The organism is Dolichospermum sp. UHCC 0259, from assembly GCF_009711935.1.
Taxonomy (GTDB): Bacteria; Cyanobacteriota; Cyanobacteriia; order Cyanobacteriales; family Nostocaceae; genus Dolichospermum.
The window spans coordinates 1-3,407 of the sequence record NZ_VIKX01000293.1; the positions used below are offsets into that span (position 1 = coordinate 1).

General features: G+C 35.5%; 3 protein-coding genes. 2 read left to right on the forward strand and 1 reads right to left on the reverse strand.

Annotated elements, in window-relative coordinates:
- Positions 1–254: 254 nt before the first annotated feature.
- Positions 255–1,139 (reverse strand): tyrosine-type recombinase/integrase, encoded by an 885-nt coding sequence (locus FJR05_RS23925; protein ID WP_168646420.1) that lies wholly within the window; start codon positions 1,137–1,139, stop codon positions 255–257.
- Between the two features lie 94 nt (positions 1,140–1,233).
- On the opposite strand from FJR05_RS23925, the gene FJR05_RS23930 reads away from it, so the two are divergent.
- Positions 1,234–1,746, forward strand: a complete 513-nt coding sequence (locus FJR05_RS23930) for a helix-turn-helix domain-containing protein (RefSeq protein WP_168646421.1) — start codon at positions 1,234–1,236, stop codon at positions 1,744–1,746.
- Positions 1,747–1,877: 131 nt separating this feature from the next.
- On the forward strand, positions 1,878–3,356 hold the full coding sequence (locus tag FJR05_RS23935; protein ID WP_168646422.1) for a DUF4158 domain-containing protein: 1,479 nt from the start codon (positions 1,878–1,880) through the stop codon (positions 3,354–3,356).
- Positions 3,357–3,407 lie beyond the last annotated feature (51 nt).

Sequence of the window (3,407 nt, forward strand, 5' to 3'; positions counted from 1 at the left end):
TGGGTTTCTCCAGAACGAATCGCACTACCTGCAAAATGGGACACGATGCAAAGTTTTGTAAAGATGCTTGCAATAATACCAACTTTATGGTTTTTTTTCAGACTAAACTCACTCTCTTGACGCAGAGAATAGTGTCTTCTCTTCACCTACCAGCAAAGGCGTAATTATTTAGTGTAAAAACCCGTGCTTAATATCAGGATAATAATTTCAAAAGCATAGTAAAAAAAATTAACAGAATATAAACTCTTAGCCAATTAAATTAAACTATTTAGTGCCTGACGGGCAACTTCTTCCGCCCTAGCAGATGTAACTTTTTGGTAACGTAGAGTTGTTTGAATATTCTCATGCCCCATCAAAGCCCGCAATTCTTCAATCCCCATTAAACCAACACGCTCAGTAGCAAAAGTATGCCGTAAATCGTGGATTCTGACTCCAACAAGCTCTGGATATATACTTATTAATTGTCGCCAATATTCATGTACAGTCCGATAGCTAATTCTACTCACAACTTTAGTCACTGGCTGTTGTGCTGTGAATAGTGCATCTACAGTATTGTGACGCTCATATTTGAGGTATTTACTTAATGCAGATGCAGCCACATTACTAAAATAACAACAACGCTGTTTATTACCTTTACCAATTACTTGAAACTTAAATTTAGTTAAATCTGCATCATCTATATTTAACCCTAAAAGCTCATATATACGGCAACCTGAGTGATGTAATAGATGCACTATCGCATTCATTCGTAAGTCAGAGCTAACAGCTTTATAGAGGAGATTTAATTGTGTAGACGTTAAATATCGGACTACAGAATCAGTTTTATGCTCTCCTTTTTCTGGATTTGGCTGACGTTGCTTTAAACCCCGAATAGGATTGAACTGAATATAACCTTCTTCCACAGCAAAATTAAACAAACTTTGGACTATTGCTTGGTACTTGCGATGAGTTATATAGTTACAATCTGATAAACCTTTTAAATACTCAATCAAATTTTGCTTACCGATAATTTCTATCGCCCAACTTCCGTATTCCATAAGTATTGGTTTCAACGCCAATTCATAAGTACGCCTGGTACTTTTAGCTAAATCTGGACGTGACAAAAACTCAGTAATAACCGTGGCTAGAGTAACAGTCAAATTTTCTCCAAGTTATGTAATTTCTATCGAGACAAACCATCATTATTTAGTATATATTTTTAAGCATAATTTAGAATAATTATGATGATTCTTAATGAATACTTTGAAAACACCCATGCCAGAGGAAGCTCTGGGAGATTATATTAAGCGGTTGCGTGGGGAATTGAAAATGAGTCAGAATCAACTAGCTATTGCGGCTGGTATTCACCTCCATTCCTTGGGAAAAATAGAACGGGGAATCACCACGAGATTAAATCACAAAACTCGTCGGGGGTTAGCTAAAGCTTTATCTATTCCCAGCGAGTATTTAGAAGCAATTTGTAGCGGTGCAGAAATACAGCCAGCATTTACCAGTATTAAATTTTGTCCCCAATGTTGGACTCCAGGTACATCCACAGAACCAATTTGGCAGGATATCAGGTCATTACACTGCTTTATCTGCGGTTTTGAGCTTGTAGATCATTGTCTCAAATGCTCTAAGTCTGTGACAACTTTTCAGCACTGCTACTGCCCTTATTGCGGCTTTTATTACAAAAATACGACTGTTGAAATTGGTACTAATTCAATACCAATTAAAAGACAAAACTCTCAAACCAAGAAAAAGTGAGTCCATACATTTTATATATAGGACTTCTATTTGATTTCTGAACAATTGAGAAAGTCCAAACTTTTTGTGATAGAAATTAAAACCTCAGTATTTTTAGTAAAATTCAAAATGGACAATCCATCAATACCAGAGTGACATCTATAGAACGTACCGCTTACCCCAGATTCAAACGCCAATTTACCACCAAAGAACTTACAGACATTTATACCCCAACTAAATTAGAAATTGCTTTCGCTTATGCCACAACTAAAGGTGAAAGTAATATTTTGAATCTGCTCGTTATCTTAAAATCATTTCAAAGACTGGGTTATTTCCCGTCTCTGACAGATATTCCCCTAAAAATCATTAACCATATTCGCAGTCATTTAAAATTTGCTATTGATATTGGTTTAGGCTATGAAAATAACAAAACAATGTACCGACATCGGACAGCTATCCGCGAATATCTTCAAGTTAAATCTTTTAATCAAACGGCATTACATTTAGCAATATCTGTGGTGAATGAATCAGCCCAAGTAATGGATAATCCTGCTGATTTAATGAATGTTGCTATTGCCGAATTAATTAAAAATAGATATGAGTTACCAGGATTTAATACCTTAAATAGATTAGTCCGTCGAGTCAGAAATCTAGTTAATCAAAATCTATTTAAGTTGGTACTTGGTCGCATCAGTATTGATTATCAACAACGGCTACTCGACCTTTTAGATAATCAACCAGTAGAATATAGAAGTCTTTATAATAATCTCAAACAACTTCCTAAACGCCCCACCCGTAATCACCTCAATGATTTAATTGTCCATTTAATCTGGCTTGATTCTTTGGGAGATATTAAACCGCTTTTGGCTGATATGACAGCAGCTAAGATTCAACACTTTGCTGCCGAAGCTAGAGTATTAGATGCCAGCGAAATCAAAGAGTTCAATTTACCCAAACGAATTACTTTAATATTATGCCTGATTTACTCTGCCAGCATCAGAACGCGAGATAACTTGGTGGAAATGTTTCTCAAAAAAATGCAGTTAATTCATAATCATGCCAAGAAAGAGTTGGAACTGATTAAACAAAGATATCAAGTAACAGTTGAGAAGCTACTGGGGGTTTTCGGTAATGTTCTCCAAGTATTGGTTGATGAACCATCGGACGATAAATCTGATAAAATTAATCAATCTGATAAATCTAATGAAGTTAATAAATCTGATGAAGTTAATAAATCTGATAAATTTGAGCAAGTTAATCGCCTACTTGCTCCTGAAGGTGGTGCTGAACAATTATTGAGTGAATGTGAGGCAATAAATGCTTATAAAGGCAATAATTATTTTCCTCTATTGTGGCGATTTTATAAAAGTCACCGTAGTAGCTTTTTCCGATTGTTAGGTGCTTTGAAGTTTGCATCTACTACTAGCGAACAAGGTATATTTAAGGCATTAAATTTTATTCTAGAGAATCAGTCACGACGTGGTGAATTCTTTAATCATACTATTGATTTAGATTTTGCTTCTCCCCAATGGCAGAAGCTTTTAGTTGTTGAACAAGGAAATAAAACTAAAATTGTGCGTCGCCATTTGGAAGTTTGTGTTTTTTCCTACTTAATGGCTGAATTGAGGTAACTGTTCACACTCCCCCACTAAAAAGGAATTAGGAAGTAACAGGGATAGGAG

Excerpts from the sequence above, each read along its gene's own strand:
- FJR05_RS23930 (WP_168646421.1), top strand. The coding sequence starts at position 1,234 with ATGAATACTTTGAAAACACCCATGCCAGAGGAAGCTCTGGGAGATTAT.